Origin of the sequence: Stenotrophomonas sp. BIO128-Bstrain (genome assembly GCF_030128875.1) — a bacterium.
GTDB lineage: Bacteria > Pseudomonadota > Gammaproteobacteria > Xanthomonadales > Xanthomonadaceae > Stenotrophomonas > Stenotrophomonas bentonitica_A.
Genome location: NZ_CP124620.1, coordinates 3,660,110 through 3,686,402 on the forward strand (window position 1 = coordinate 3,660,110; position 26,293 = coordinate 3,686,402).

The 26,293-nt window shown below is 67.4% G+C and carries 23 protein-coding genes and 1 riboswitch; of the genes, 6 read left to right on the forward strand and 17 right to left on the reverse strand.

Translation table 11 applies throughout. The annotated features are described in order from the left end of the window. Nucleotide 1: 1 nt before the first annotated feature. The 4 genes from POS15_RS16730 to POS15_RS16745 form a co-directional block, all read right to left on the reverse strand. Nucleotides 2-961, reverse strand: coding sequence for an acyl-CoA desaturase (locus POS15_RS16730; RefSeq protein WP_019184827.1), 960 nt, complete (start codon nt 959-961; stop codon nt 2-4). 90 nt (nt 962-1,051) lie between these two features. Continuing rightward, nucleotides 1,052-1,837 carry an anti-sigma factor gene (locus POS15_RS16735; protein ID WP_019184828.1) on the reverse strand — a complete coding sequence of 262 codons (786 nt, stop codon included), beginning with the start codon at nt 1,835-1,837 and terminating at the stop codon, nt 1,052-1,054. Then, nucleotides 1,834-2,397: a sigma-70 family RNA polymerase sigma factor gene (locus POS15_RS16740; protein WP_019184829.1), complete on the reverse strand. Its 564-nt coding sequence runs from the start codon at nt 2,395-2,397 to the stop codon at nt 1,834-1,836. The genes POS15_RS16735 and POS15_RS16740 overlap by 4 nt, the downstream gene beginning before the upstream one ends. Nucleotides 2,398-2,467: 70 nt before the next feature. Further along, entirely contained in the window at nt 2,468-3,250 is a 783-nt protein-coding gene (locus POS15_RS16745; protein WP_019184830.1) for a hypothetical protein, read from the reverse strand. A gap of 103 nt (nt 3,251-3,353) precedes the next feature. After that, nucleotides 3,354-3,587, forward strand: a riboswitch (cobalamin riboswitch). Nucleotides 3,588-3,800: 213 nt separating this feature from the next. On the opposite strand from POS15_RS16745, the gene metE reads away from it, so the two are divergent. The 3 genes from metE to POS15_RS16760 all read left to right on the forward strand — a co-directional run bounded on the left by metE (nt 3,801) and on the right by POS15_RS16760 (nt 7,536). Further along, nucleotides 3,801-6,098 (forward strand): 5-methyltetrahydropteroyltriglutamate--homocysteine S-methyltransferase, encoded by a 2,298-nt coding sequence (metE, locus tag POS15_RS16750; protein ID WP_284128531.1) that lies wholly within the window; start codon nt 3,801-3,803, stop codon nt 6,096-6,098. 70 nt (nt 6,099-6,168) lie between these two features. Beyond that, nucleotides 6,169-6,858, forward strand: a complete 690-nt coding sequence (locus POS15_RS16755; RefSeq protein ID WP_019184832.1) for an epoxyqueuosine reductase QueH — start codon at nt 6,169-6,171, stop codon at nt 6,856-6,858. A 51-nt stretch (nt 6,859-6,909) separates the two neighbouring features. After that, on the forward strand, nt 6,910-7,536 hold the full coding sequence (locus POS15_RS16760; RefSeq protein WP_284128532.1) for a nicotinamidase: 627 nt from the start codon (nt 6,910-6,912) through the stop codon (nt 7,534-7,536). Between the two features lie 164 nt (nt 7,537-7,700). Here the strand turns inward: POS15_RS16760 and purU are convergent, their stop codons facing one another. Continuing rightward, complete coding sequence (purU, locus tag POS15_RS16765) at nt 7,701-8,552, reverse strand: formyltetrahydrofolate deformylase (RefSeq protein WP_284128533.1); 852 nt, start codon at nt 8,550-8,552, stop codon at nt 7,701-7,703. A gap of 75 nt (nt 8,553-8,627) precedes the next feature. Next, on the reverse strand, nt 8,628-11,300 hold the full coding sequence (gene aceE / locus POS15_RS16770; RefSeq protein ID WP_284128534.1) for a pyruvate dehydrogenase (acetyl-transferring), homodimeric type: 2,673 nt from the start codon (nt 11,298-11,300) through the stop codon (nt 8,628-8,630). A gap of 224 nt (nt 11,301-11,524) precedes the next feature. On the opposite strand from aceE, the gene POS15_RS16775 reads away from it, so the two are divergent. Then, complete coding sequence (locus tag POS15_RS16775) at nt 11,525-12,457, forward strand: LysR substrate-binding domain-containing protein (RefSeq protein WP_284128535.1); 933 nt, start codon at nt 11,525-11,527, stop codon at nt 12,455-12,457. Nucleotides 12,458-12,508: 51 nt separating this feature from the next. Here the strand turns inward: POS15_RS16775 and POS15_RS16780 are convergent, their stop codons facing one another. The 5 genes from POS15_RS16780 to POS15_RS16800 form a co-directional block, all read right to left on the reverse strand. Next, the gene (locus POS15_RS16780) at nt 12,509-13,657 is read right to left on the reverse strand and encodes an NADH:flavin oxidoreductase/NADH oxidase (RefSeq protein WP_046272298.1); all 1,149 of its coding nucleotides are present in this window, start codon (nt 13,655-13,657) and stop codon (nt 12,509-12,511) included. A 58-nt stretch (nt 13,658-13,715) separates the two neighbouring features. Next, the gene (locus tag POS15_RS16785) at nt 13,716-14,534 is read right to left on the reverse strand and encodes an NAD-dependent protein deacetylase (protein ID WP_070474332.1); all 819 of its coding nucleotides are present in this window, start codon (nt 14,532-14,534) and stop codon (nt 13,716-13,718) included. 54 nt (nt 14,535-14,588) lie between these two features. Continuing rightward, complete coding sequence (locus POS15_RS16790; RefSeq protein ID WP_019184839.1) at nt 14,589-15,002, reverse strand: acyl-CoA thioesterase; 414 nt, start codon at nt 15,000-15,002, stop codon at nt 14,589-14,591. A 128-nt stretch (nt 15,003-15,130) separates the two neighbouring features. Further along, nucleotides 15,131-16,150, reverse strand: a complete 1,020-nt coding sequence (locus POS15_RS16795; RefSeq protein ID WP_019184840.1) for a ribonucleotide-diphosphate reductase subunit beta — start codon at nt 16,148-16,150, stop codon at nt 15,131-15,133. Between the two features lie 147 nt (nt 16,151-16,297). Beyond that, nucleotides 16,298-18,682 (reverse strand): ribonucleoside-diphosphate reductase subunit alpha, encoded by a 2,385-nt coding sequence (locus POS15_RS16800; RefSeq protein ID WP_019184841.1) that lies wholly within the window; start codon nt 18,680-18,682, stop codon nt 16,298-16,300. A gap of 567 nt (nt 18,683-19,249) precedes the next feature. On the opposite strand from POS15_RS16800, the gene POS15_RS16805 reads away from it, so the two are divergent. Continuing rightward, on the forward strand, nt 19,250-20,071 hold the full coding sequence (locus tag POS15_RS16805; RefSeq protein ID WP_284128536.1) for a DUF2884 family protein: 822 nt from the start codon (nt 19,250-19,252) through the stop codon (nt 20,069-20,071). A 256-nt stretch (nt 20,072-20,327) separates the two neighbouring features. Here POS15_RS16805 and POS15_RS16810 read toward each other — a convergent pair whose 3' ends face one another. The 3 genes from POS15_RS16810 to POS15_RS16820 all read right to left on the reverse strand — a co-directional run bounded on the left by POS15_RS16810 (nt 20,328) and on the right by POS15_RS16820 (nt 22,487). Then, nucleotides 20,328-20,588, reverse strand: coding sequence for a hypothetical protein (locus POS15_RS16810; protein ID WP_019184843.1), 261 nt, complete (start codon nt 20,586-20,588; stop codon nt 20,328-20,330). Nucleotides 20,589-20,715: 127 nt separating this feature from the next. Further along, a complete protein-coding gene (gene zapE / locus POS15_RS16815; RefSeq protein ID WP_019184844.1) occupies nt 20,716-21,816 on the reverse strand; it encodes a cell division protein ZapE in 1,101 nt (366 codons plus the stop codon). Continuing rightward, nucleotides 21,813-22,487, reverse strand: coding sequence for a CocE/NonD family hydrolase (locus POS15_RS16820; RefSeq protein WP_019184845.1), 675 nt, complete (start codon nt 22,485-22,487; stop codon nt 21,813-21,815). The genes zapE and POS15_RS16820 overlap by 4 nt, the downstream gene beginning before the upstream one ends. A 56-nt stretch (nt 22,488-22,543) precedes the next feature. Between POS15_RS16820 and POS15_RS16825 the strand changes: the two genes are divergently transcribed. Then, entirely contained in the window at nt 22,544-23,410 is an 867-nt protein-coding gene (locus tag POS15_RS16825) for an EamA family transporter (protein WP_019184846.1), read from the forward strand. A gap of 83 nt (nt 23,411-23,493) precedes the next feature. Here the strand turns inward: POS15_RS16825 and POS15_RS16830 are convergent, their stop codons facing one another. From POS15_RS16830 to POS15_RS16840, 3 genes are all read right to left on the reverse strand, one after another. Beyond that, nucleotides 23,494-24,939, reverse strand: coding sequence for an ExeM/NucH family extracellular endonuclease (locus tag POS15_RS16830; protein WP_019184847.1), 1,446 nt, complete (start codon nt 24,937-24,939; stop codon nt 23,494-23,496). Between the two features lie 94 nt (nt 24,940-25,033). After that, the gene (locus tag POS15_RS16835; protein ID WP_019184848.1) at nt 25,034-25,552 is read right to left on the reverse strand and encodes a c-type cytochrome; all 519 of its coding nucleotides are present in this window, start codon (nt 25,550-25,552) and stop codon (nt 25,034-25,036) included. A gap of 114 nt (nt 25,553-25,666) precedes the next feature. Continuing rightward, nucleotides 25,667-26,272, reverse strand: coding sequence for a TetR/AcrR family transcriptional regulator (locus POS15_RS16840; protein WP_019184849.1), 606 nt, complete (start codon nt 26,270-26,272; stop codon nt 25,667-25,669). Nucleotides 26,273-26,293 lie beyond the last annotated feature (21 nt).

Sequence of the window (26,293 nt, forward strand, 5' to 3'; positions counted from 1 at the left end):
GTCAGTGCTCCGCCTTGGCCAGCACCCAGGCCGGCACGGGTTTGAGATCGCGCACCAGGCCCAGCGCGGCCATCGCCCGCAGGCCATACCAGGTGACATCCACTTCCCACCAGTAGAAGCCCTGGCGCGCGGTGCCCGGGAAGAAATGGTGATTGTTGTGCCAGCCTTCGCCGAACGTCAGCAGGGCGAGCCACAGGTTGTTGCGGCTGTCATCACCGGTGTTGAAGCGCTGGCGGCCGAAGCGGTGCGCCAGCGAGTTGATCGTCACCGTGGCATGGAACAGCACCACGGTGGAAATGAAGAATCCCCACACCAGCATCTGCCCGCCGCTGGTGCCCCAGGACGGCGCGATGCGCTCGAGCAGGGCGCCCAGGCCGAACAGGGCAGCGGCCAGTGCGATCGGCACCAGCGTGTCGAAGCGGTCCAGCCAGCGCAGTTCGGGGTACTTGGCCAGGTCCGGAATGCGCGACCAGTCGGTGCGGAAGCCTTCCACGGTGAGGAACCAGCCCATGTGGCTCCACCAGAACCCATGCACCGAGGGCGAGTGCGGATCAGCGGCGGTGTCGGTGTGACGGTGATGGTTGCGATGATGCGCGGCCCACCACAGCGGCCCACGCTGCACGCTGGAGGCGCCGATCAGCGCGAAGATGAACTGCACGGTGCGCGACGTGCAGAACGTGCGGTGCGAGAAGTAGCGATGGTAGAACGCGGTGATCGCGAACATCCGGACCGCGTACAGGGCCAGCGCCACGCCCACCGCGACCCAGGAGACACCTGCCCAGATCACCGCCAGACAGGCCAGGTGCATCGCCGCGAAGGGGATCGCCCGCACCCAGTCCACGCGCTGCGGCTGGTCCACCGCGGCGGCTGCATCGGCGCTGGTATCGAACCAACGCCACAGCGTGGCCCAGCGGCGTCGCTGTGCGGTGCGTCCTGCGTCGGGGGTGGGGCTGACCGACATGAATCGCTTCTCCTGAGGCGTTATCAGGAGATACGGGAGCCGGCGGCGTTTGGATGCACGGATCCGGAAAATAATTCCGGACGTGCGCGGTTACAGGTTCGCGATGTCGCCCTTGGCGATGATGGGGCCGGTCGGAATGCCCTGCGGCGCACCGGTGGCCGGCTCGAGCGTGATCGCCAGCACCGAGCCGTTCACAAGCGCATCACGCAGCGCGTCCGGAACGGCAACCGTGTGCGCGCGATCGATGGAGACCAGACCGAGCGAGCGCGGTGCGCCTCCGGCCGGGATCAGCCACAGCTCCGGCGCGCGTCCGGCGGCATCGGCCGCGGCCGGCACCGGCACCATCAGCACCTTGCCCTGGGTTTTGTCGACCGAGGCCAGCCAGCCCGGGGTGCCATCGTCGTGCAGCAGCGGCGTGACCGGCCTGGTGGCCTGCTCCGGCTCGGCCGGCCTCGGCGGCGTGGTGGGTGTGACCGCGACCGGCGTGGACACCGGTTCGGTCGGCGCCAGGTCACGGCGGCTGAACACTGCCACCAGTGCAAGCGCGGCAGCCAACCCGGTCATGCCCTGCCAGAACCCGGTGCGCTGCCAGAGGCGCGGTGAGCCGGCCGTTGCGGCAGGCCAGCCCAGCGAGGTGCGGATGCGTGGCCACAGATGCGCAGGCACCGGTTCACTGCCGAGCGATGCGAGCAGGGGCGCGAGGCGGTTCTCCCACTGCGTCACCAACCGTGCAAAGCCGGGATCGCTGGCGATGCGCCGTTCGGCGCCGGCGCGCTGGGCGGCATCGAGCACCCCAAGCACGTACTCGCCGGCCAGGATGTCGGCGCTCGGCGGCTCGCCGTCGTCATGCAGATCATGGAGGTCGCGGACGTTCATCGTTCCAGGCACACGCGAAGTTGGCCCAGCCCGCGGCGGATCCAGCTTTTCACCGAGCCCAGCGGCGAGCCGATGCGGCGCGCCAGTTCTTCATAGCTGGCGCCTTCCAGGAAGGCCAGCCGGATCAGGGAGCGACGGCGCGGCTCCAGGGTCTCCAGACAGTCCTGCAGGCGCTCGTGGTCGGACGCCTGCTCGGCCACCTGGGCCGGCTGCGGCGCGACATCAGGGAGTTCCTCGGCGACGGACAGATCATCCAGCGCGCGCGGCGGCGCGGCCCGCAGGCGGTCGATCGCGCGGTTGCGGGCCAGCATCGACAGCCAGGTCATGGCCGCCGCCTTGGCGCGGTCGAACTGCGCCGCCTTGTTCCAGACCGCGGTGAAGACCTCCTGCAGGACCTCTTCGGCATCCCCGCGGTCGCGCAGCACATGCAGGCAGATGGCGAACAGGCGGCCGGAGGCCAGCTGATAGACCGATTCGAACGCCTGGCGATCCCCGCCGGCGACCCGGGCAAGCAGTTCATCCAGGCGGTGTGATGCGGCGGCGGCGTCCAGCTCGGGCATTGCAGGCTCAATGTCGATAACGGGCGTATCGGCATCCTCGTTGCTCCCGGCGCCGTCTGCAAGGGGGCGATCAGGCACCGCATGTCTTCACCAGCGGCTGCGTCCGCGCGGCGGACAACTCGGCCGCAGGCGTGGCAACCGGTGCCGCCGGAAACTCGACCCGCACCTGCGGGTACCTGCCCTTCTCGTCACGGACGTTGCCGGTGCCGGTGAACTGCAGCAGGCGTTGGTCCGCGCTGGCGTAGACCAGAGTAACCGCCGGCACCGCGAAGCCGAACCAGGCATCGAGCTTCATCTGCAGCTGCTCGGCCGGCTCGCCCTGCCAGCTGACCGCGCCGGTGCGCTGGAGTTTCAACGGCACCAGGCGCTGCCGGCTGGGCAGCAGGAACTGGAAGGCCACGCTCTGCCCGGCCTGCAGCGCGGCCCAATGGCTGCGCACCGCCGCATCGAAACCGGCATCCACCACCGCCCCCGAAGGAAGGGTGATGGCGCGGCTGAAGGTGGGTGCCTGGGCGCTGGCGCGGACCGATACCTGGCGGTCGGCGGCACGGCCGCGCACGCCTTCCTGATACCCGTCGCGACCATCGTCCAGGGTGAAATCCGGCGTCTGCGGGCTGCCCTGCGGGGTCATCCACTTGCGCGCGAAGGGCCGGCCGTCACTGCAGCGGTAAAGCACCAGGCGCGACTGTGCGCTCGCCGGCCCCTGCAGCCAATGGGTCTCCCGATACAGCAGGCGGCCATCGGCAGTGGCGTACGCGCGGCCTTCCTGGCGCTGCACGGTCTGATCGGCGGCACTTACGGGGGCGGCGATCACCGACAGCAGCAGGATCAGGCAGGGCAAGGGCTGGCGCATGGAGGTCCAAACGGGCGGGCTTGCAGGGAGATACGCAGGCGGCGGTGGTTTGGATGCAGTGGGCGGATCGCGCAGACGACTTGACCATCGCTCCGCTTCGGCCTACCTTGTGCTCGCCGAAGGTATTCATCTCTTCATGCAGATGAAGGGATGGATTTAAACGGGAATCCGGTGAAGGCGCCTTGCGCGCCCATTCCGGAGCTGCCCCGCAGCGGTGAATGGAAACGACACCTGTCAACAGCACTGGGCCCTTGGGCCTGGGAAGCGGCAGGGAGTAGGTGGGCGCCCGCGCCCGTGTCCATCAGCCCGAATACCGGCCCCGGCCGGGGGACACGACCGTCCCCTGATTCGACCTGGAACGTCCGCGGGGAGGTTGCCGGGGCCTGCCGCCCTGCCGTCTGCATGGCGCTGCCCCCGTGCGTCCGCTTCACGGCATCCGGTTCGCCCGCGGGGGCGAAGGTCGCTGGCGGGGCGGAACGGGCTGCAAGGCCCCGGACGGCGCGCGGTTCCTTCGTTCCTCAATGCCCCTACGCAATGAGGACACGTTCCAATGACCACTGTTACCAACCTGGGTTTCCCGCGCATCGGTGCCAAGCGCGAACTCAAGCGCGCGCTCGAAGCCTTCTGGTCCGGCGAGAGCAGCGCCGCGTCGCTGCAGGACACCGCGGCCGAGCTGCGCGAGCGCCACTGGCAGCTGCAGCGCGAGGCCGGCGTGGATGTGCCACCGAGCAACGATTTCAGCCTGTATGACCAGGTGCTCGATGCCGCCTTCCTGTTCGATGCGATCCCGGCCCGTTATCGCGCGCTCGCCGATGCCGAGCCGCTGAGCGGCTACTTCGCGATGGCGCGTGGCCTGCAGCGCGATGGCATCGACCTGCATGCGCTGGAAATGACCAAGTGGTTCGACACCAACTACCACTACCTGGTGCCGGAACTGCAGGCCGGCCAGGCCTTCACGGTGCGCGGCGACAAGCCGCTGGCCGAATACCGCCAGGCCAAGGCGCTGGGGATCGAAACCCGGCCGGTGCTGATCGGGCCGGTCACCTTCCTGCGGTTGTCCAAGACCACCGATGGCAGCAACGCGCTGGATCTGCTCGATGCGCTGCTGCCGGTGTACGTGCAGCTGCTGGGCGAACTCAAGGCGGCCGGCGCGGCGTGGGTGCAGCTGGATGAGCCACTGCTGGTGCAGGACCTGGACGAGGCCACGCGCGCCGCGTTCGAACATGCCTATGCGGTACTGGCGCAGGCCGCGCGCCCCAAGGTGTTGGTGGCGACCTACTTTGGTGCGTTGGAGGACAACCTCGCGCTGGCCGCATCGTTGCCGGTCGATGGCCTGCATGTGGACCTGGTGCGCGCACCGGAACAGCTCGACGCGGTGATCAAGGCGCTGCCGGCCGGTCGCGTGCTGTCGGCCGGCCTGGTCAACGGCCGCAACATCTGGCGCACCCACCTGGACAACGCGCTGGTGCTGGCGCGCTACGCCCACGGCCATGTAGGCAGCGATGCGCTGTGGCTGGCGCCATCGTGTTCGCTGCTGCACACCCCGGTCGATCTGGACCACGAAAAGAAGCTGGACGACGAACTGCGCAGCTGGCTGGCGTTCTCCAGGCAGAAGCTCGGCGAGCTGCGCGTGCTGGCCGATGCGATCGATGCACCGGCGCGTGCCGAAGCGCCGCTCGCCCATTCGCGCGAGTGCATCGAATCGCGCCGTCGTTCGCCACGCGTGCACAACCCGGCCGTCGCCGCGCGCCTGGCCGCGCTGACCCCGGCCGATGCGCAGCGCCACAGCCGCTATCCGCAGCGCCACCTGGCCCAGGCCGCGGCGCTGAAGCTGCCGCGCTTCCCGACCACCACCATCGGCTCGTTCCCGCAGACACTGGAAGTACGTGAGGCGCGTGCCCGCAACAAGTCCGGCAAGCTGTCCGATGCGGATTACGATGCGTTCCTGGCCACCCAGACCGAACACTGTGTGCGCGTGCAGGAGCAGATCGGGCTGGACGTGCTGGTGCACGGCGAGTTCGAGCGCAACGACATGGTCGAGTACTTCGGCGAGCAGCTCGATGGCTTCGCCTTCACCAAGAATGGTTGGGTGCAGAGCTACGGCTCGCGCTGCGTGAAGCCACCGGTGATCTTCGGCGATGTGACGCGCCCGCAGCCGATGACCGTGCGCTGGTCGCAGTACGCGCAGTCGCTCACCCAGCGGCCGATGAAGGGCATGCTGACCGGCCCGGTGACGGTGCTGCAGTGGTCGTTCGTGCGCGATGACCAGTCCCGTGCGGACACCTGCCGGCAGATCGCACTCGCCCTGCGCGATGAAGTGACCGACCTGGAGGCCGCCGGCATCGGCGTGATCCAGATCGACGAGCCGGCGATCCGCGAAGGCCTGCCGCTGCGTCGTGCGCAGTGGCGCGACTACCTGGACTGGGCGGTGGAAGCGTTCCGGATCAGTGCCAGCGGCGTGCGCGATGCGACCCAGATCCACACCCACATGTGCTACTCCGAGTTCAACGACATCATCCACTCGGTGGCCGCCATGGATGCGGACGTGATCTCGATCGAGACCTCGCGCTCGCGCATGGAACTGCTCGATGCGTTCGTGCGCTTCCAGTATCCCAACGAGATCGGCCCGGGCGTGTATGACATCCATTCCCCGCGCGTACCGGACAAGGCCGAGATGCTGGCCCTGCTGCGCAAGGCCGCCGAAGTGCTGCGCCCGGAGCAGATCTGGGTCAACCCCGACTGCGGCCTGAAGACCCGCGGCTGGAAGGAAACCCGCGCCGCGCTGGAAGCACTGGTGGCCGCCGCGCGTGAACTGCGCGAGGAAACGGCAGACGCCAACGCCGCGTGATCGCCTCTTTGTGGACCGCCCCAAGGACCCCATCGCCGCCGTTGCCGGCGGTGGGGTCGACGAGAAACGCATGAACCTGCATGACCTGACACCGATCGACCGACCCACCCTGTCCCTGCCCGACGGGCACACCAGACTGTTGCTGCATTCGTGCTGCGCACCGTGCTCGGGCGAGGTGATGGAAGCGATCACCGCTTCCGGCATCGATTACACGATCTTCTTCTACAACCCCAACATCCACCCGGTAAAGGAATACGAACTGCGCAAGCAGGAGAACATCCGCTTCGCCGAGAAACATGGCGTGCCGTTCGTCGACGCCGACTACGACACCGACAACTGGTTCTCGCGTGCGCGCGGCATGGAGAACGAGCCCGAGCGCGGCATCCGCTGCACGATGTGCTTCGACATGCGCTTCGTGCGCACCGCGCTGTACGCGCATGAGAACGGCTTTGCGGTGATCAGCAGCTCGCTGGGCATCTCGCGCTGGAAGGACATGAACCAGATCAACGACTGCGGCCACCGCGCCGCTGCGCACTATCCGGGTATCCAGTACTGGGACTACAACTGGCGCAAGGGCGGCGGTGCCGCGCGGATGGTGGAGATCAGCAAGCGAGAGCAGTTCTACCAGCAGGAGTACTGCGGCTGCGTGTACTCGCTGCGCGACGCCAACCGCCACCGCCGCGAGACCGGCCGCGAGCGCATCAAACTGGGCGTGCTGTACTACGGCGATGGCACCTCCCGGCAGGGCGACGCCGACTGACCGCTGCGGGGGCGTCGGCTAGACTGGGCGCCCCACCGTTGTGAAGCCGCCATGAGCCGTTACCCCGCCGATGTCGCCCTGGTCGTGATCGACCTGCAGCCGGATTTCATGCCCGGTGGTGCGCTGGCCTGCGTGGACGGCGATGAGATCGTGCCGGACATTGCGGCGCTGCTGGCCGAGCGCCGTTACGGCACCGTGGTAGCGACCCAGGACTGGCACCCGGCCGACCACGCCTCCTTCGCCAGCCAGCACCCGGGCCACCTCCCGTTCGAGGCGATCCTGCTGCACGCGCAGCCGCAGACCCTGTGGCCGGACCACTGCGTGCAGGGCAGCGCCGGTGCCGTGCTGCACCCGGGCGTGGACTGGACGGTGGCTGACCTGATCCTGCGCAAGGGCACCCGCCGCGCGGTGGACTCGTACAGTGCCTTCCGTGAAAACCACGGTCCCGACGGGACCCGCCCGGCCACCGGCCTGGCCGGCTGGCTGCATGAGCGCGGCATCCGCGAGGTGCATGTGTGCGGCCTGGCACGCGATTACTGCGTGCTGTGGAGCGCCCAGGACGCGGTGAAGTCCGGCTTCCGGGTCAAATTCCATTGGGACCTGACCCGGCCGGTGACCGACGCCAACGATGGGATGGTGCGCGAGGCGTTGGCGAAGGCGAAGATCGCGGTGATCTGACGGGCGAACCCGGGCGCCGGCCGGAACGGCGTACCGACCAACGGTCGGTACCCACGGTAGTGCCGGCCGCTGGCCGGCTCCCGATACCGTTCGACGCGTGCGAGGAGCCGGCCAGCGGCCGGCACTACCGGAGCGTCGTACCACCAACGGTGGGTTCCTGCCCGTCAGCGGAAGACGACGGTGCGATGCCCGTTGCGCAGGATCCGATGCTCCACATGCCGGCGTACCGCGCGCGCCAGCACCTGCGATTCGGTATCGCTGCCCAGCCGCACCAGATCGCGCGGCGTCATCGCGTGATCCACGCGCGCCACGTCCTGTTCGATGATCGGGCCTTCGTCCAGATCCGGGGTCACGTAGTGCGCGGTCGCACCAATGATCTTGACCCCGCGGGCGTGCGCCTGATGATACGGCTGCGCGCCCTTGAAGCTGGGCAGGAAGCTGTGGTGGATGTTGATCGCCCGCCCGGCCAGCGCCTCGCACAGGCGCGGCGACAGAATCTGCATGTAGCGCGCCAGTACCACCAGGTCGATCTGCTCGCGTTCGACCAGGTCGATGATCTGCTGCTCCTGCACGGCGCGGTTGTCCGCGTTGACCGGCAGGTGATGGAAGGGGACGCCGTACGAGCCGGCCAGCGCGGCGAAGTCCTCGTGATTGGAGGCCACCGCCGCGATGTCCACCTGCAGCTGCCGGCTGTGCGCACGGAACAGCAGGTCATTGAGGCAATGCCCCTGCCTGCTCACCAGCACCAGCAGCCGTGCCCGGCGGCGGGCATCATGCAGCTGCCAGTCCATGCCGAACTCGGTGGCCAGCGTGGCCATGCGGGCTTCCACGTCGCCCAGTGACTGATCGGCGGCCCGATCGAAGTGCACGCGCAGGAAGAACCGGCTGCTCTCGTCGTCGCCGAACTGCTGGGCATCGAGGATGTTGCAGCCCAGCTCGAACAACAGGCCGGACACACGGTAGACGATCCCGGTACGGTCCGGGCATGACAGGGTGAGGATGGAATCAGGGCGCATCCGGCCAGTGTAAGCGAGCACCGCCGGGCTGCGGTCGATGCTCTCAGATGCAACCAAGGGTGCCCGTGCCAGCAGTTACACCGCCGTCGGGTCCGCCTTTTCCACATCGATCCCGTACCGGTCGATCGCCACCTGCAGCTGGGCACGTTCGATCCGACCCTCATCGGCCAGCGACTTGAGCGCGGCAAGCACGATGAAGTGGCGGTCGACTTCAAAGAACGTACGCAGCGATTCGCGCGTGTCCGAGCGGCCGAAGCCATCAGTGCCCAGGGCGGTGAAGCGGCGGCCATCGATGAAGGGACGGATCTGGTCGCCGACGATCTTCATGTAGTCGGTGGCCACGATCACCGGGCCGGGGTGCGCGGCCAGGCACTGTTGCACGTACGGCACCCGCGGTTCCTGCACCGGATGCAGCAGGTTCCAGCGCTCGACCGCCAGGCCATCGCGGCGCAGCTCGGTGAGGCTGGTGGCGCTCCACACGTCGCTGGCGATGCCGAAGTCCTGCTGCAGCAGCGACGCCGCGGCTTCCACTTCGCGCAGGATCGCGCCACTGCCCATCAGCTGCACGCGCAGCGCGGGGTCGCTGTCGGCGGCGGCGGGGTGCAGCAGGTACAGGCCCTTGAGGATGCCCGCTTCACTGCCTTCGGGCAGTGCCGGGTGCGGATAGGCCTCGTTGAGCACGGTGATGTAGTAGTAGATGTCTTCCTGGTCCACGTACATCCGGCGCAGGCCGTCCTGGATGATCACCGCCAATTCGAAGTTGTAGGTGGGATCGAAGGAGACGCAGCTGGGGATCACCGAGGACAGCACATGGCTGTGGCCGTCGTCGTGCTGCAGCCCCTCGCCCATCAGCGTGGTACGCCCGGAGGTGGCACCGAGCAGGAAGCCGCGGGTGCGCGCATCGGCAGCCGCCCAGGCCAGGTCGCCCACGCGCTGCAGGCCGAACATCGAATAGAAGATGTAGAACGGAATCGTGGCCAGGCCGTGGTTGCTGTAGGCCGTGCCGGCGGCGATCCATGAGCAGATCGCACCGGATTCGTTGATGCCTTCCTGCAGGATCTGGCCGTCCTTGGCTTCCTTGTAATAGCTCAGCTGGCCGGCGTCCTGCGGGGTGTACAACTGGCCGAGGTAGGAGTGGATGCCGATCTGGCGGAACAGGCCTTCCATGCCGAACGTGCGTGATTCATCGGGCACGATGGGGATGATCAGCTTGCCCAGTTTGGGGTCCTTGAGCAGCGTGGTGAGGATGCGCACGAAGCCCATCGTGGTGGACTGGCCGCGTTCGCCACTGCCCTGCAGCTGGGTGGCGAAGGCCGACAGCGCCGGCACCGGCAACGGATCGACGTGGGTCAGGCGCGCCGGCAGCTGGCCGCCCTGGGCCTGGCGGCGCTGCGCGAAATAACGCGCTTCGGCGCTGCCCGGCGCCGGGCGCAGGTAGGGCATCTCCTCCAGCTGGTCGTCACTGACCGGCAGATCAAACCGATCACGGAACGCACGCACGGCATCGGCGCTCATCTTCTTGAGCTGGTGGTTGATGTTCTGGCCTTCACCGGCCTCGCCCATGCCGAAGCCCTTGACCGTCTTGGCCAGGATCACGCTTGGCCGGCCGTTGCCGGCGACCGCCTGCGCGTAGGCGGCGTAGACCTTCTGCGGATCGTGACCGCCGCGCGCGAGCGCCCAGATCTCGTCATCGCTCAGGTCCGCGACCAGGGCCAGCAACTCGGGATACTTGCCGAAGAAATGCTCGCGCACATAGGCACCGTTCTGCGACTTGAAGGTCTGGTAGTCGCCATCCACGCATTCCATCATGCGCTGGCGCAGCAGGCCGGTGCTGTCCTTGGCCAGCAGCGCGTCCCAGCCACCGCCCCAGATGACCTTGATGACGTTCCAGCCGGCGGCACGGAAGGTGCCTTCCAGTTCCTGGATGACCTTGGCATTGCCGCGCACCGGGCCGTCCAGCCGCTGCAGATTGCAGTTCACCACGAACACCAGGTTGTCCAGGCGTTCGCGCCCGGCCACGGAAATGGCGGCCAGCGATTCGGGCTGGTCCATTTCGCCATCGCCCAGGAAGGCCCAGACCTTGCGGCCCTGATGTTCCTTCAGGCCGCGGTATTCCAGGTAGCGCATGTAGCGCGCCTGGTAGGCGGCGGTGAGCGGCCCCAGCCCCATCGAGACCGTGGGGAACTGCCAGAAGTCCGGCATCAGGCGCGGGTGCGGATACGAGGACAGGCCATCGCGGTCGGATTCGCGGCGGAAGTTGTCCATCCGTTCCGGTGCGATGCGGCCTTCGACGAACGCACGGCCGTAGATGCCCGGCGCCGAGTGGCCCTGGATGTAGATCATGTCGCCGTCGAAGGTGTCGGTGCGGCCGCGGAAGAAGTGATCGAAGCCGACGTCGTACAGCACCGCTGCGGACTGATACGTGGCGATGTGGCCGCCCACGTTGGAGTGCTTGCCGGCGCGCAGCACCATCACCATCGCGTTCCAGCGGATCATCGCGTTGAGCCGGCGCTCGATGCCGAGGTCGCCCGGGTAGGCCGGCTGGCGTTCCACGGGAATGGTGTTGGTGTACGCCGTCCACACACGGCCATGCAGGTCGCCATGGCGGGCCGTGTCCAGCTCGGTCAGCTGGTCCATCAGGTAGTGCGCGCGCGGGCGGCCGGCGGCGTGGATGACCGCCTCCAGCGACTCACGCCATTCCTGGGTTTCCTGCGGGTCGGTATCGAGGGGGGCGAGCGCTGGGTTCATGTCCATCTCCGGGGAAGGCTGCCAGGCCGTGCGCAGGACGCGACGGCAGCGGGGGCGGCACAACGCGGAAGCGGCGTCGCCCAGGCTGCGGAGCCGGGCGAGCAGGCAACCTGGCGGTTGCGGGACAGGCACGATAAGCAGGGCCCAGCGGGGCGGGTAGACCGGATGGGCTTGGCGCTTTATAAAGAAATTCTTTCCAATGGAGCGCGAGAATGGCGGCCAGCATGAACATTCTCCAGTCAATCCGCAGTTTCATCCGGACCGCCGATGCCGGCAGCCTGGCCGCGGCCGCGCGGACGCTGGGGGTCAGTCCGGCCGCGGTCGGGCAGAACATCGCCCGGCTGGAGGCGCATCTGGGCGTGCGCCTGCTCAACCGCACCACCCGCACCCTGGCCCTGACCGAGCGCGGCGCGCTGTACCTGGCCCAGGTGCGCCATATCGAGCGCGACCTGCAGCGCGCCCAGGCTGCCGTGACCGATCTGGACGCCACGCCCGAAGGGCGCCTGCGGATCGCCAGCAGCACCGCCTTCGGCCGGCACGCGCTGGCGCCGCTGCTGCCCTCGCTTCAGGCGCGCTTCCGGCGCCTGGCGATCGAACTGCTGCTCACCGACCGCAGCGTGGACCACGCCCACGAAGACGTGGACGTCAGCATCCGGATCGAGCCGCAGTTGGAGGAAGGCCTGGTGGCGCGCCCGATCGCGCAGGTGCCGTTCGTGTTCTGCGCGGCCCCGTCCTATCTCGCGCGGGCTGGCATTCCCCTGACGCCGGAGGCATTGCGCGAGCACCGCTGTCTGCTGCTGCGCTACCCGCTGGACGGGCGCTACCTGCCGTGGGGCTTCGTGCGCGACGGCATGCGTTTCGATGCCGAGGTCGCTCCGGCGCTGGTCAGCGACGACATCGATGCGCTGGCCGCGATGGCAGTGGCCGGCGGCGGCATCACCCGGCTGGCCGCGTTCGTCGCCGCGCCCTATCTCGCGCGCGGTGAGCTGCAGGCGCTGTTCGAGCCCGGCGATGCGGAGAGCACGCAGGCCTCACCGGAGCCGATGCGGTTGTTCCTGTGCGTCAGCGATCGCCGCGATCTGACGCCGAAGGTGCGGGCGCTGATGCAGCACATCATCGAGGGGCTGCCGCCCGCATGGCGGCTGGACGCCGGCTGAGCGCAGGGCCACCCGGGATGCCGGCCAGCGGCCGGCACGACCTTTCGCGGGTCAGCGTTCCGGGGCGATGAACACACCGCGTGCTTCGCGCGGTTCGCAGCGCAGGTACTGCGGTGCCGGTGCCACCGAATCGCCGAGTGCGGCGGCGGCATGCCACGGCCAGCGCGGGTCGTAGAGGATGCCGCGGGCCAGCGCGATCGCATCGGCGTGGCCATGGCGCAGGATCGACTCGGCCTGCGAGGGCTCGGTGATCAGGCCCACCGCGATGACCGGCATGCGCAGCTTGTGCGCCTTGATCGCCTGCGCGAACGGCACCTGGTAGCCCGGCGACAGCGGAATCTGCTGGCGCGGGTCATTGCCGCCACTGGAGACGTGCAGGAACTGGCACCCGCGCGCGTCCAGCACGTGCGCCAGGGTCGTGCTCTGCTCGATGTCCCAGCCGCCGGCCACCCAGTCGCTGGCGGAGATGCGCACACCGACGGCAATGCGATCGGACACCGCTTCGCGCACCGCATCGAACACACGCACCAGCAGGCGCATGCGGTTCTCCAGCGAACCGCCGTATTCGTCCTCACGGCGATTGCTCAGCGGCGACAGGAACTGGTGCAGCAGGTAACCGTGCGCGGCATGCAGTTCGATCAGGTCCATGCCCACCCGTTCGGCGCGACGTGCCGCCGCCGCGAAGGCGTCCACGATGGCATCGATACCGGCCAGATCCAGTTCGGTCGGGGTCGGATCGGTCTTGGCGAACGGCAGCGCGGACGGCGCGACCGTGGGCCACGCGCGCGGATCGGACGGGTCCATCGCGCCGCCGCCTTCCCACGGCTTGTTGACCGAGGCCTTGCGGCCGGCATGGCCCAACTGCACGCCAAGCGGCATCGGCGACCACTGCCTGACCGAGGCCACGACCGAGGCCAGCGCGGCTTCGGTAGCGTCATCCCACAGGCCCAGATCGGCCCAGCTGATGCGGCCTTCCGGCAGCACGGCGGTGGCTTCCAGGATCAGCAGGCCGGCGCCGGACTGCGACAGCTGCCCGAGGTGGATGCGGTGCCAGTCATTGGCGAGGCCGTCGGTGCAGGAGTACTGGCACATCGGCGCGATCACGATGCGGTTGGGCAGGGACAGGGGGCCGAAGGAAATGGAGGAAAAGAGCTGGCTCAAGGGGGGAACTCGGGAAGAGGAAATGGAACCGGGCGCCATTGCACTCCTGTGCGGCGGCGGAGGCAACCGTGCCAGTGGATCAGTGTTTCGCAGCGGCTCAGGCGGTGGCGGTCCCCGGCAGCAGGAAGGCCAGCGCGTCGGCGCAGGACTGGTCGACCTTCAGGCTCAGCAGCGCATCGGCGCGGGTAAGCCCGCGGTTGAGCGCGGCGATCGGCAACCCGGCCTGGGCCGCGGCCTGCACGAAGCGGAAGCCGGAATAGACCATCAGCGAGGAGCCGACCACCAGCACCGCATCGGCGCGCTGCAGATGGTCGTGAACGGTGGCCACGCGCTCACGCGGCACGCTTTCACCGAAGAACACGACATCCGGCTTGAGCACGCCGCCGCAGGCCGGGCAGGCCGGCACCTGGAAGGACGAGAAATCCATGTCCAGATCAGCGTCGCCGTCTGGCGCCTGCGCAGCCTCCAGGTGCTCCCAGCCCGGATTGAGCGCCAACAGCCGGTGCTGGAACGCCTCGCGCGGCGTGCGGGCTTCGCAGCCCATGCAGCGCACCTGGTCCAGCCGACCATGCAGATCGATCACCGCTTCGCTACCGGCCCGCTGATGCAGCCGGTCGACGTTCTGGGTGAGCAGCAGCTCGACCTGGCCACGCGCTTCCAGCGCAGCGAGCGCGGCGTGCGTGCGGTTCGGCTGGGCCCAACCGAACCGTGGCCAGCCCAGCAGGCTGCGCGCCCAATAGCGCTGGCGCGTGGCCAGCTCACCCATGAATGCCTGATAGGTGACCGGCGGCGTCCGCTTCCACTGGCCATCGGCATCGCGGTAATCCGGGATGCCCGAATCGGTGCTGCAGCCCGCGCCGGTCAGCACGAACAGGCGCTGGGCGCGGTCGATGAACTCGGCGAGAGGTGTGCTCATGGACAGCAGATGGGGGCGCAGGGGGGGTGAGGCAATCCGGAGATCGGCAGCCGCTTACGGGCCCGGGATGTCACCCGGCAGCGACGGGACACTGGTCGGGTGGCCGTCGGCATCCAGCGCGATCATCACGAAGTGCCCGCGCGTGCACAGCTTGCGCTCGCCGGTGTGGAGATCTTCGGCGATCAGTTCCACTTCCACCTTCATCGAGCTGCGCCCGACTTCGACGATGCGGCCGACGGTTTCCACCATCTGGCCGATGCGGATCGGCAGCTTGAAATCGACCTGGTCCGAGCGCGCGGTGACCACGGTGCGGCGCGAGTAGCGGGCCGCGGCCAGGAACGCCGCCTTGTCCATCCAGGCCAGTGCCTGGCCACCGAACAGAGTGCCCAGGTGGTTGGTGTGGTTGGGGAACACGATCTCGGCCATGCGGACTTCGATGGGCGGGATGGTTTCGGGGATCGGGGTCATGGCGGGGGCCGGGAGTGGTGGGGTGGCGCGGATGATACGACAGGGGGGTGGATGGGTCGCGTAGAGCGCAGACGAAAAAGCCCCGGAACAGGTCCGGGGCTCTTCGGAATCACGACGCGAGCGTCAGATCAGAACGACATGTCGAACGACACTTCGCCCTTCACGCCCACCTGGTAGGCCGACGAACGGCGCTCGAAGAAGTTGGTCAACTCCTGCACGTCCTGCAGCTCCATGAAGCTCAGCGGATTGCGCACGTTGTACTTCTTCTCCATGCCCAGGCGATGGAAATGATTGTCCGCGCAATGCTGCAGATACTGGCGCATGTCACGCGTCGAAATGCCTGCCACGCCGCCCGACAGCACGTCCTCGGCGAACTGCACTTCGCACTCGATCGCCTCGGCCAGCATGTCATACACCTGCTGCTTCATCGCATCGTCGAACAGGTCCGGCTCTTCCTCGCGGATCACGTCCACGCACTCGAAGGCGAACTCCATGTGCGCGCTCTCGTCGCGGAACACCCAGTTGGTGCCCGAGGCCAGACCGTTGAGCAGGCCACGCGAACGGAAGTAGTACACGTAGGCGAAAGCTGCAAAGAAGAACAGGCCCTCGATGCACGCCGCAAAGCAGATCTGGTTGAGCAGGAACTGGCGACGCTCGTCACGGGTCTCGATGCGCTTCAGGTTCTGGATCGAGTCGATCCACTTGAAGCAGAAGTCCGCCTTCTTCTTGATCGAGTCGATGTTCTCCACCGCGTCGAACGCCTTGGCGCGCTCGTCCGGATCGGGCAGGTAGTTGTCGAGCAGGGTCAGGTAGAACTGCACGTGCAGCGCTTCTTCGTACAGCTGGCGCGACAGGTACATGCGCGCTTCCGGCGCATTCAGATGCTGATACAGGTTCAGCACCAGATTGTTGGACACGATCGAATCGCCGGTGGCGAAGAACGCGACCAGGCGGTGGATCAGGTGGCGCTCGCCCGGCGACATCTTGCCGTGCAGGTCGCTGATGTCGATCTGGAAGTTGATTTCCTCGACCGTCCAGGTGTTCTTGATGGCGTTGCGATACATGTCATAGAACTGCGGGTAGCGCATCGGGCGCAACGTCAGTTCGAAACCTGGATCGAGCAGCATTTGACGAGGCTTGTCGGCCATGGTGTTTCGTCCTTCTTGGCAACGACCGACCAACGGTCGGTCGCTACCGGATGTGTGATTTTTCCGGCGGAACCGGTGTTCCCGGATAGGCGCCGACGTTGGTCGGCGTACCCGGCGGTGCCGGCCCGGTGGGCCGGCACGCCTTGGTTACTGGCACGCCTCGCAGCTTTCCGGGTTTTCCAGCGAGCAGGCGACGGCTTCGACCGGGGTGTAGCTGCTGACGGTCGTCTTGGCGATCTTGGTCGCCGGACGCGAGCGCAGGTAGTACGTGGTCTTGATGCCCTGCTTCCAGGCGTACATGTACATGGAGGACATCGCGCCGATGTTCGGGCTTTCCATGAACAGGTTGAGCGAGGCGGACTGGTCGATGAATGCGCCGCGGTCGGCGGCCATGTCGATCAGCGAACGCATCGGCAGTTCCCAGGCGGTGCGGTACACGTGGCGCAGCGTTTCCGGGATCTGGGTGATGCCCTGGATCGAGCCTTCGGCCAGCTTGATCGCGTCGCGCATTTCCGGGGTCCAGTGGCCGAGCTTCTTGAGCTCGTTCACCAGGTAACGGTTGACCTGCAGGAAGTCGCCGGACAGCGTTTCGCGCTTGAACAGGTTGGACACCTGCGGCTCGACGCACTCGTAGCAACCGGCGATCGAGGCGATGGTCGCGGTCGGGGCGATCGCGATCAGCAGCGAGTTGCGCAGGCCGTGTTCCTTGATGCGCTCACGCAGGGCATCCCAACGCGCGGTGTCTTCGGGCACCACGTTCCAGGCATCGAACTGCAGCTCGCCGCTGGCCGCACGGGTGTCGGCGAAGGACGGGTGCTTGCCGCGTTCCTGGGCCAGCTCGCACGAGGTTTCCAGGGCGTGGAAGTAGATCGTCTCGGCGATTTTCTTCGACAGCGTACGGGCTTCGGCACTGTCGAAGGCCAGGCGCTTGCGGAAGAACACGTCCTGCAGGCCCATGCAGCCCAGGCCGACCGGACGCCAGCGCAGGTTGCCGCGGCGGGCGGTTTCGATCGGGTAGAAGTTCAGGTCGATCACGCGGTCGAGCTGACGCACGGCCAGGCGCACGGTGTCGGCCAGCTTGTCGAAATCGAACTCGCCGTGACCATCGAAATGATTGCCCAGGTTGATCGAGCCCAGGTTGCACACCGCGGTCTCTTCGGCCGAGGTGATTTCCAGGATTTCGGTGCACAGGTTGGACAGGTGGATCACGTTGCCCGGGCGCAGCGTCTGGTTGCTGGCGCGGTTGCACTTGTCCTTGAACGTCATCCAGCCGTTGCCGGTCTCGGCCAGGGTACGCATCATCCGCGAGTACAGCTTGCGGGCGGAGATCGTGCGCTGGGCCTTGCCCTGGGCTTCGGCCTGCAGGTAGGCCTGCTCGAAGGCCTCGCCGAACAGATCGGTGAACTCGGGCACCACGCTCGGATCGAACAGCGACCATTCCTGGTCGGCCTCCACGCGCTGCATGAACAGGTCCGGCACCCAGTTGGCCAGGTTCAGGTTGTGCGCACGGCGTGATTCGTCACCGGTGTTGTCACGCAGTTCGAGGAAGTCCTCGACGTCGGCGTGCCAGGTTTCCAGGTACACGCAGGCCGCGCCCTTGCGCTTGCCGCCCTGGTTCACCGCGGCGACCGAGGAATCCATGGTCTTCAGCCACGGCACGATGCCGTTGGAATGGCCGTTGGTGGACTTGATCAGCGAACCGCGCGAACGCACGCGGCTGTAGCTGACGCCGATGCCGCCGCTGAACTTGGAGAGCTGGGCGATGTCGCCGTACTTGGCGTAGATCGACTCCAGCGAATCCTGCGGCGAATCCAGCAGGAAGCACGAGGACAGCTGCTCATGCGTGGTGCCGGAGTTGAACAGCGTCGGGCTGGACGGCAGGTAATCCAGGTTGCCCATGCGCTTGTACAGCGCCAGGGTTTCCGGCACGTCTTCGCTCAGCGCGCTGGCGATGCGCAGGAAGAACTGCTGCGGAGTCTCGATCACCTTGCGGGTGTGCGGATGGCGCAGCAGGTAACGGTCGTACAGGGTACGCAGGCCGAAGTAATCGAAATGCAGGTCCAGCGACGGATCGATCGCGTCGTTGAGCTTGCGCGCGTTGACCTGCACGAACTCCAGCAGGCGCGCGTTGATCAGGCCCACTTCGTGGCCGCGGCCAACCGACTGCGAGAACGCATGGATTTCCTGGCCGGACACTTCCTTGGCGATGAAGTTGGCCAGCAGGCGCGCGGCGAGGCGGCCGTATTCGGGTTCTTCACCGATCAGTAGCGCCGAGGTGCGGATGGACAGCTCGTCCAGCTCCTGGGTGGTCGCGCCGTTGTACAGGCCGGAGATGGTGCGGGTCGCAACGCGCATCGGATCCACCGCATGCAGACCTTCGCAGCAGCGCTGTACGGCGCGCACGATCTTGTTCAGGTCCACCAGTTCGGTCGTGCCATTGCGCTTGGTCACGCTCATGGCGGTCGCCGTGGGCGGCGAGGTCAGCAGGAATTCGCTTTCCTTATCGATAGCTGCGCTGGTTTCGGTGCTCACGGCGTTTTCCTCTTGGCGTGATTTGGGGTGGTACAGCGTGGGTCTGCCTGGCAGGCGCCGGAACCGATGCAGAGATGCTCAGGGTGGACTAGCGGCGTCGCAGGAGCCGCGACCCGGGCAGGCAAGCCTGCGGGCGGTTCCCCTGCGTCACCGGTCCTCTCCCCCCGGAGAATCCTGCGACCGGCACCACACGCTGTACTTCGTGCGGTTGTCAGTAGGTCTTCAGGCCATCGGCGTGAAGGCGATACGCCCGTCGACTTGTGGTCGGCGGTACCGACGGCCACAAGATAGTGGGGGTACCAGGTGTCGTCAACGCCAAATGTAGTGAATTTCCCTAATCCCTTGCGGCGCAAGGACCGGGCCGGAAAAGCGTCCGACGAACGGTCTGGACCTGTCGAAAGCGAGTGCGCAGTCAAGGGCAAATGGCCGGATTGTCCTCCTCGAAAACAGAACAACGCCCGCTCACGCAGCCCTAACGAATGGCCGCCGGTCAGGGTGACTTCCGACCCGCGCCGGGGGCGCTCCGGGGTGCCACGCTTCGGTTGTCTCCTTTATATGAACGCGACCATGCGCCTGCCCCTGATCGGCTGTCTGATGGTGGGCCTGACCGTGGCCGGTACCGCCGCGGCGGGCGAGAGCAAGGCCCCGCAGCTCTCCTCCCGCCAGTGCGGGGTGAGCACGCCTTACAACGTGCTGGTGGACAGTGGTGGGATCTGGCTGCGCAACCGCGACCAGGTGCCGGCGGAGATCTTCTTCCACGATGGCGAGCTGAACATCGATCGCCAGCCGATCCCCGTCAGCGACGCCGATGCCCAGCGCCTGCGCCAGCTCGAATGGGGCACCCGCCAGTTGGTGCCTGCGGTGGCCGGAGTCGCCGGGGAAGCCACGGACATCGCCTTCGATGCGCTGGGCGCCACGGTGGAGATCATGACCGGCAGCCGCCGCAAGGCGCGCGAGGTGGATGGGCTGCGCAAAGATGCCCACGAGTACGTCGGCCGTACCCTGGGCCGCGGGATCTGGGAGCAGGATCTGTTCGGCGAGCAGTTTGAAGCCCGGATCGAGCAGGCCGCCGAGTCGATGTCGGCCTCGCTGGCCCGCGGCGTGATGTGGACGATGCTGACCGGCGGCTCGGACCGGATCGAGGCCCGCGCCGAGAAGATGGAGGCCGACCTGGAGCGCCGCATGGAGGCGCGCGGGCAGGCGCTGGAGGCGCAGGCCCAGTCGCTGTGCACCCAGGTGCTGGCGCTGGATGCGATCCAGCAGTCGCTGGAGGTGCGCTACCAGGGCAAGCCGCTGGCGATGATGGTGATGGACCGCGACGAGGACGCGGCCGCGCCGATCGCGCACGAACAGCCGCGCGGAGACGCGCTGGTGTTACCGCCGTTGTAGAGAACATCCACGCATGGCGTGGATCTACGTTGCACGGCCTATCCACGCATGGTGTGGATCTACCTCACGGCCTGTCCAGGCCCGGCGTGGAGCTACGCGCGGTGCGGGGTGCCCAGGTACTCGGCGCTCTGCGTTTCAATCAGGCGCGAGGCGGTACGTTCGAACGCGCCTCGTACTCATGCTCTGCCTCTGCGCGAACCCGAATTCTCTGACAGCCCTGTTGCCAGAAAATCCGGGATCTTTACAGATGAACAACCTACTCTTTGATCAGCCCCAGCACTTCGCCCAAGCTTTCCACAAACCTTGCCTGCTCATCTGAATACTCCATTGCGATGCTCTCAAACTGTGAGCACAAAGATGATTGGGACTCCAAGTCCATCATTTGCAATGTCGACGCCAATTGTTCAAGCCGCTGGATTGCAGCATCAGGATCCAATACATCATCCGCCGAAAACTCTAGAAAGATGGCAAGCTCAACGATGGCTCGCGCAACGTGCTGGTCGATTTCCCTGCTCATCAGTAATTCTCTGAACTCTGTTTGCTTGAGCTTGTGCAGGCACTTCCCAGTGCGCAGTTGAATCACTCTGACTTAGCGCGTGAGGTGGAGACGAGCCCGCGCTCGGCTCTACAACCAGCGGAACCCCTCACGCCTTGTGCGGGGTACCCAGGTATTCGGCACTCTGCATTTCGATCAGGCGCGAGGCGGTACGTTCGAACGCGCCCTGCAGCCGGACGCCGGAATACAGCCCGACCGGTGAATCGGTCGCGGTGCAGACCAGGTTGACGTGGCGGTCGTACAGCTCGTCGATCAGGTTGACGAAGCGGCGCGCGGCATCTTCATTCAGCTTGTCGAAGTGCGGGATGTCGCCCAGCAGCACGGTGTTGAACTCGTGCGCGATCTCGATGTAGTCCGACGGGCCGCGCGGGCCTTCGCACAGCGCTTTGAAATCGAACCAGACGATGCTCTTGCCGCGGCCGCGCACCGGAATCTTGCGCGCTTCGATCTCGATGTTGCCCGCCTTCGCCGGCTGCCCACCGCTGAGCTCGGCCCAGCGGCCGGCCAGCCAGGCATCGCTGCCGGCATCGATCGGGGACTGGTACACCGGCGAGCGGGTCAGCGCGCGCATGCGGTAATCCTCGGTGCCTTCGGCGTACAGCTCCACGCAGTAGGTCTGCAGCAGCCCGATCGCGGGCAGGAAGCTGTCACGCTGCAGCCCATTGAGGTACAGGTTCTCCACCGCCGTGTTGGAGGTGGTCACCAGGGTCACGCCCTCGGCGAACATGCGCTCGAGCAGGCGCGCCAGCAGCATTGCATCGCCGATGTCGGTGACGAAGAATTCATCCAGCACCAGCACGCGCAGTTTGCTGCGCCATTCCTGGGCGATCTTCGCCAGCGGATCACTCTGCCCCTGGTGTTCGCGCAGCCGCTCGTGGATGCCACGCATGAAGCGGTGGAAATGGGTGCGGTACTTCTGCTCGATCGGCAGGCCGTCATAGAACAGATCGACCAGGAAGGTCTTGCCGCGCCCCACCCCGCCCCAGAAGTACAGGCCCTTGACCGGCTCGGGCTTCTTCCAGAATGCGGAGAGGCGATCCAGCCAGCCGTCCTGCGCACTGTCGACCAGCGCGAGGTGGATGCGGTCCAGCTCGGCCAGGGCGGCATGCTGGGCCGGGTCGTTCTGCCATTCGCCCCGGGCCACGCCATCGGCGTAGCGCTGCGACGGGGTCATCACGGTCTCGCTCATGCCGCGTCGGGGGCGGGGTTGGGCAGCCACTGCTTGAGGCCATGGATGAGCGCGCCGCGCAGGTCGACGATCTTGCGGTGGAAGAAGTGGCTGGTATCGGGCATGCGCACCAGTTCGTGCGGTGCATCCAGGCCATCCAGCCAGTCATAGACCGCCTGCGGATCGACGATCTCGTCTTCCTCGCCCTGGATCACCAGCCATTGGGCCGGCGGCTGCATGCCCTCGAAATCCCAGCGCCCGGCGGGCGGCGCGATCGAGATCAACGTGGTCGGCTGCAGGTCGCCCGCGGCGCGCAGCGAGACATACGCACCAAAACTGAAACCGGCCAGCCACAGCGCCTGGCCGGGCCGCTGCGCACGGACCCAGGCCGCGACGGCCTTGAGGTCGTCCTGCTCGCCCACGCCGTTGTCGAACGTGCCGGCCGAGTCGCCGACGCTGCGGAAGTTGAAGCGCACGGTGGCGATGCCCAGGTCGCGCAGCGAGCGCGCGGCCATGGTCACCACCTTGTTGTGCATGCTGCCGCCCTCGGTGGACAGGGGGTGGCAGACGATCGCCACCACCGGCTGCACCGCGACACCGGCCTCGGGCAGATCAACCACGACATCCAGCGGACCAACCGGTCCGTCCAGCGTCAGCGCACCGCTTTCTTGGGGAAATGGGGGATTGTGCATGGCGTCATAATACCGTCCCTCCGCGTGCTTCACCGCCGCCCCCGCCGGATCCGTACATGCACTATCTGGTTTTCAGCGTTCTCTGCAGCGTGCTGGTCTCGGTCCTGCTGAAGCTGGCGCCGCGCCAGCGGCTGGACATGCCGCAGGTGGTGACCTGGAATTATCTGGTCGCCAGCGTGCTCAGCGCGGTGCTGCTGCAACCCTCGCTGGCCTCGCTGCAGACCGCGCATGCGCCGTGGGCGGCCCTGCTCTGCCTGGCCGTGGCGCTGCCGGCGATCTTCCTGATGATGGCCCGCGCGGTGACCCGCGCCGGGATCGTGCGCAGTGACGTGGCCCAGCGGTTGTCGCTCCTGCTTTCGCTGCTGGCCGCGTTCCTGGTGTTCGGGGAGAGCGCCAACGGCTGGAAGCTGGCCGGCCTGGGGCTGGGCCTGCTGGCGATCCTGGGCATCAGCGTGCGCCCGCGCGCTGGTGCGGCCGAGCCCTCCGGTGGGCGGGCCTGGCCATGGCTGCTGGCGGTGTGGGTGGGCTATGCGCTGGTCGACATCCTGCTCAAGAAGGTGGCGTTGTCGGGCACGCCCTCGATGGCTGCGCTGCTGGCCAGTTTCAGCCTGGCCTTCGTGCTGATGTTCCTGCTGCAGTTGTGGCGCCACCTGCGCGGCATCGCCCGCCTGCAGTGGCGCAACGGGGTCGGCGGCGCCCTGCTCGGCCTGCTCAACTTCGGCAATATCCTGTTCTACGTGCGCGCCCACCAGCACCTGCCGGACAGCCCGGCGGTGGTATTTGCCGGCATGAACATCGGCGTGGTGGTGCTGGGTGCGCTGGTGGGCATCGTCGGTTTCGGCGAGCGCACCAGTGTGTGGAACCGGGTGGGCCTGGCGTTGGCCGTGGTGGCGATCGGGTTGATCGCGTGGGGCACGTGGTAACTGGTTGATGCGGTGCCGGCCAGCGGCCGGCACTACCCGGGCAACGCGACGGTGGCCGGGCGTGCCGGCGCACCCGCGCGGTATCAGCGATCAAACCCCAGCAGCAGCGGATCATGGTCCGAGCTGCGCCACGGGCCCGCTTCGTTGCGGTCGCGGTAGCCCACATCGTCGGCTTCATCGGCGTTGATGTGCCACTCTGCCGCCGCACGCAGGCGCTTGGCCATGCCCGGGCTCAACAGCGCGTGATCCAACCGGCCGGTCATGCCGTTGTAGACGTAGCTGTAAGGCCGTTCGACCTTCGCCACGGCGAACGCATCGCGCCAGCCGGCGGCGTGCAGGGTGCGGATCGGATCTTCCATGGCGTAGGCGTTGAAGTCGCCCAGCAGCACCGCATCGCGGGTGCCGGCACCGGTCGGGTCGGTCGCCAGCCACTGGTCCAGCAGCGTGGCCGAGGCGACCCGGGTGGCATTCCAGCAGGCCTGGCCGTCCTTCTGATCGGCATCGGCGCCGGTCGCCTCTGAGCAACCCTTGGATTTGAAATGATTGGCCACGACCACGAACGGGGCGCCCTTGCCCGCACGGAAGGCCTGCGCCAGCGGCACGCGGCTGCGCTCGCCGAAGGGCTCCTTCTCCAGCACGGCGGGGGCGCCGACCGGGGTCACGCGCGTGGCGCGGTAGATGATGCCGACCCGGATCGGGTTGTCACCCGGGCCCTGCTTTGCGTCGATGAAACGCCAGTCGGCACCCTGGCCGCGGTCCGCATTGAGCGCATCGACGAGCTGGGCGATCGCCGACTGCGGGCCGTAGCCGTCGTTCTCCAGTTCCATCAGTGCGGCGACATCGGCGCCGAGCGCGTTGATGGTCGCGACCAGCTTGGCCTTCTGCGCCTGGTGTTCGGCCAGGGTGCGCGCACCACGCAGGGTCGGGTAACCACCGCCCTGGCCGTCGCCATTGAAGAAGTTCTCCAGATTGAACGCGGCCACGTGCAGGGCGCCAGCCACCACCGGGACTGCCGGGCGCTCCAGTGCCGGCAGGTTCAGGGGACGGCTCACCTGCAGACGCGTGTTGCCCTTGGGATCGATACGGACGACGCCTTCCACATTGCGCAGGACCATGCCGGTGCGCAGGTTCGCCGCCGCCGGCAGGTAGGCCACCGGGCCGGGGTCGCGGGCGTCGCTGCCATCGTCGAGCACCAGCCGGCGATGCAGGTTGTCGGCCACCACCTGCGCGTGCCCCGCAGTGCCGGGCGCGGCCACTTCGCTCGGCTGCCAGAGGCGGCCGCCGAAGGCCACGGTCAGCTCACCGAAGCGCGACAGGCCATCGGTGCCGGCCAGGGTCAGCGGCGCGGCGATGCGGACCTGCTGGCCATCCAGCGTGCGCCAGTCGGTGGGCGGCGCGGTCAGGGTGACAGTGGCCGACGGGGTCGGCGCCGGGCGCACCTGCGGCGAGGTAGCGGGCTGCGGCTGGGCGGCATGGACCGCGCCGGACAACGCCAGCGCGAGAGCGAACACGAGGGGGGTACGGCGCATCGGAAGCAGGACTCCAGGGAAGTGCGACAAGGCTAACCACATAACGTGAAACGCCGCCCTTCGGCGGCGTCGGTGGCCTGATCCGGCAAAGCCGTTATTTCAGGTTGGCCAGCATCCAATCGACCGTGGCATGGATCTGCTCTTCGGTCAGCGCCGGATTACCGCCCTTGGGCGGCATGATGCCACCGTCCGGGCCGGTGTAGCCCTCCACCGCGTGCTTGTAGAGCGTGTCCTTGCCCTGGGCGATGCGCGCATCCCAATGGCTGTGGTCCAGGGTCGGCGCATTGCCGACGCCATTGGTATGGCAGGCGGTGCAGAGGTTGTCGAAGATCACCTTGCCGTCGGTGGTGCCGCCGTAGGCGACCTGCGAGGCGGCTTTGACCAGCGCTGCGGCATGGGCGGCAGCCTGCGCGGCGGCACCGGTGCTGCCGGCGTAGACCGCACCGGCCGGCGCGATGCGCTGCTCGGTGCGCTTTGCCGCCATCGGCGAGACTTCAGGGGGAATGCTGGTGTGCAGGTAGGCCGCGAAGATGATCAGGCCCAGTGTGATGGCCATCAGCAGCGCGATGACCATGGAGAAGCGTTTCAGGAACTCGAGGTCGTAATTCCGCACTCTCTATACCCCTGGCTGGTAGTCGTTGGACCACGGCTTGTCGGCCGAGTATGACCAGCGTCGGCGGCGCTGCGCAAGCGACCCGCCGGTGTCGCAATGCAGCATCGGCGCGAGTCAGGCGCCGGCGGCACGCAGGCAGAAAATGCAGATCGACTCGACCAGCGCATCTTCATCGCCGTGCGCGTCGCGGCTGAGTGCGGTCGGGCCGACCAGCGCCTCGGTGAACGCGCCCACGATGCAGGCTGCGGCCACATGGGTGTCCTGCGGCGGGAAGGTGCCTGCTTCCACGCCATCGGCCACGATGCGCCGGAACACGTCGCCGAACAGGCGCCGGCAGCGGATGCGCTCGGCTTCCACTTCCGGATCCACCGGCTCGGCGATGAAGGCATAGGCCAGCCCGGGGCCGGCCAGCGCGCGCCGCACGAAGGCGGTGATCGCCCGGCGCAGGCGCTCGGGCGCGGGCAACGGCTCTGCCGCGATCGCCTCGAAGATGCGCAGCTCGTGGTCCACCGCGGCCGTCAGCACCTCCACGAACAGCTCGGCCTTGGAAGGGAAGTGCCGGTAGATCAGCCCGGTGGACACCCCGGCCTCGGCCGCCACGGCGGTCACCGGGGCGTTGCGGTAGCCGCCGGCGGCCACCAGCGCACGGGTCGCCAGCAGGATGCGTTCACGGGCGCCGGCAAGGCGTTCTTCCATCAGGGCGGAGCGTTTATAGGCCATTTGTTGATTCTATGTTCAATT

What these genes read in the sequence shown, in the direction of transcription:
- POS15_RS16830 (WP_019184847.1), bottom strand. Translation starts at nt 24,939, where the DNA reads ATGCGCCGTACCCCCCTCGTGTTCGCTCTCGCGCTGGCGTTGTCCGGC.
- POS15_RS16795 (WP_019184840.1), bottom strand. Translation starts at nt 16,150, where the DNA reads ATGGCCGACAAGCCTCGTCAAATGCTGCTCGATCCAGGTTTCGAACTG.
- POS15_RS16740 (WP_019184829.1), bottom strand. Translation starts at nt 2,397, where the DNA reads ATGCCCGAGCTGGACGCCGCCGCCGCATCACACCGCCTGGATGAACTG.
- POS15_RS16745 (WP_019184830.1), bottom strand. Translation starts at nt 3,250, where the DNA reads ATGCGCCAGCCCTTGCCCTGCCTGATCCTGCTGCTGTCGGTGATCGCC.
- POS15_RS16810 (WP_019184843.1), bottom strand. Translation starts at nt 20,588, where the DNA reads ATGAGCAGGGAAATCGACCAGCACGTTGCGCGAGCCATCGTTGAGCTT.
- POS15_RS16820 (WP_019184845.1), bottom strand. Translation starts at nt 22,487, where the DNA reads ATGCACAATCCCCCATTTCCCCAAGAAAGCGGTGCGCTGACGCTGGAC.
- POS15_RS16790 (WP_019184839.1), bottom strand. Translation starts at nt 15,002, where the DNA reads ATGACCCCGATCCCCGAAACCATCCCGCCCATCGAAGTCCGCATGGCC.
- metE (WP_284128531.1), top strand. Translation starts at nt 3,801, where the DNA reads ATGACCACTGTTACCAACCTGGGTTTCCCGCGCATCGGTGCCAAGCGC.
- POS15_RS16825 (WP_019184846.1), top strand. Translation starts at nt 22,544, where the DNA reads ATGCACTATCTGGTTTTCAGCGTTCTCTGCAGCGTGCTGGTCTCGGTC.
- POS15_RS16735 (WP_019184828.1), bottom strand. Translation starts at nt 1,837, where the DNA reads ATGAACGTCCGCGACCTCCATGATCTGCATGACGACGGCGAGCCGCCG.
- POS15_RS16760 (WP_284128532.1), top strand. Translation starts at nt 6,910, where the DNA reads ATGAGCCGTTACCCCGCCGATGTCGCCCTGGTCGTGATCGACCTGCAG.
- zapE (WP_019184844.1), bottom strand. Translation starts at nt 21,816, where the DNA reads ATGAGCGAGACCGTGATGACCCCGTCGCAGCGCTACGCCGATGGCGTG.
- POS15_RS16785 (WP_070474332.1), bottom strand. Translation starts at nt 14,534, where the DNA reads ATGAGCACACCTCTCGCCGAGTTCATCGACCGCGCCCAGCGCCTGTTC.
- POS15_RS16840 (WP_019184849.1), bottom strand. Translation starts at nt 26,272, where the DNA reads ATGGCCTATAAACGCTCCGCCCTGATGGAAGAACGCCTTGCCGGCGCC.
- POS15_RS16775 (WP_284128535.1), top strand. Translation starts at nt 11,525, where the DNA reads ATGAACATTCTCCAGTCAATCCGCAGTTTCATCCGGACCGCCGATGCC.
- POS15_RS16805 (WP_284128536.1), top strand. Translation starts at nt 19,250, where the DNA reads ATGCGCCTGCCCCTGATCGGCTGTCTGATGGTGGGCCTGACCGTGGCC.
- POS15_RS16755 (WP_019184832.1), top strand. Translation starts at nt 6,169, where the DNA reads ATGAACCTGCATGACCTGACACCGATCGACCGACCCACCCTGTCCCTG.
- POS15_RS16780 (WP_046272298.1), bottom strand. Translation starts at nt 13,657, where the DNA reads ATGGCGCCCGGTTCCATTTCCTCTTCCCGAGTTCCCCCCTTGAGCCAG.
- aceE (WP_284128534.1), bottom strand. Translation starts at nt 11,300, where the DNA reads ATGAACCCAGCGCTCGCCCCCCTCGATACCGACCCGCAGGAAACCCAG.
- purU (WP_284128533.1), bottom strand. Translation starts at nt 8,552, where the DNA reads ATGCGCCCTGATTCCATCCTCACCCTGTCATGCCCGGACCGTACCGGG.
- POS15_RS16730 (WP_019184827.1), bottom strand. Translation starts at nt 961, where the DNA reads ATGTCGGTCAGCCCCACCCCCGACGCAGGACGCACCGCACAGCGACGC.